Source organism: Haloparvum sedimenti (genome assembly GCF_001462205.1).
Classification (GTDB): Archaea; Halobacteriota; Halobacteria; order Halobacteriales; family Haloferacaceae; genus Haloparvum; species Haloparvum sedimenti.
Genome location: NZ_LKIR01000063.1, coordinates 1 through 1191 on the forward strand (window position 1 = coordinate 1; position 1191 = coordinate 1191).

Consider the following 1191-nt stretch of genomic DNA (forward strand, 5'->3'; position numbering starts at 1 on the left):
GCGCGGAGCCCATCTATTATGGTGCTCCACGGGGAGTATCTACCATGATCGTGACCGACTACGAGTTGTTCGCCGTTCCGCCTCGGTGGCTCTTCCTGAAGCTGGAAACGGACGAGGGGGTGGTCGGGTGGGGAGAACCGATCGTCGAGGGACGAACGCCGACGATTCGGGCGGCCGTGGAGGACCTCGTAGAGAACCACGTGATCGGTGAGGACCCGAACGAGGTCGAACGACTCTGGTACAGGCTCCATCGTGCGAGCCATTATCGCGGTGGACCGATTCTGATGAGTGCGATCGCCGGGATAGACCAGGCGCTCTGGGACATTCGCGGGAAGGCCGCGGACAAACCGGTGTACGAACTGCTCGGCGGCCCCGTGCGCGACCGGGTTCGCGTCCTCCAGTGGATCAGCGGTGATCGACCCGACGAGATCGCTGAGTCGGCCGTGGAGGCCGTCGATAAGGGGTACACGGCCGTGGAGATGATGATGAACGTGCGTCCATCACGCCTCGAGGTGAGCGAGTGCGTCGAGCGCGCCCGGGAGCGGCTGGACGCCGTCGTCGACGCGGCCGGTGACTCGGTGGAGATAGCGGTCGACTTCCGCGGTCGCGTATCGCCTCCCGTCGCCAGACGGCTCCTGCCGGTGATCGAGGACTACGACGTGATGTTCATCGAGGAACCGGTCCTCCCGGAGCACAACGATTCGCTGTACGACCTCTCGCAAACCGCCCAGACGAGTTTCGCGACCGGCCAGCGCCTCTACTCCCGCTGGGACTTCAAGGAGTTGCTCGAGTCGCACAACGTGGATATCTTCCAGCCGTCGGTCGCTCACGCGGGCGGGATAACGGAGATCCGGAAGATCGCGAACATGTGTGAGCCGTTCGACATCTCGCTCATTCCCAAGTGCCCCGTCGGCCCGATCGCGTTCGCCGTCGGGTTCCATCTGAACATGGCGATCCAGAACGCCGGGATTCAGGAACAGCACGACGAGATATTCACCCGGGGGCCGTCGCCGGTGTTCTCGTATCTCAGCGACCAGGACGCGTTCACCTACGAGGACGGATATCTGTCGCTGCCCGACAAACCGGGGCTGGGGATCGACGTCGACGAGGAGTACGTCCGCGAACAGGCGAGAGACGACTCCCAGTGGCGCAACCCCCTCTGGCACCACGAGGACGGGAGCATCGCGAACT

1 protein-coding gene is annotated in these 1191 nt (G+C 63.9%); it reads left to right on the forward strand.

The window, feature by feature from the left end; all coding sequences use genetic code 11:
• Window positions 1-44: 44 nt before the first annotated feature.
• Window positions 45-1191, forward strand: a 1147-nt coding sequence (gene dgoD / locus AN233_RS04130; RefSeq protein WP_058365588.1) for a galactonate dehydratase, incomplete at its 3' end; no start/stop codon positions are given.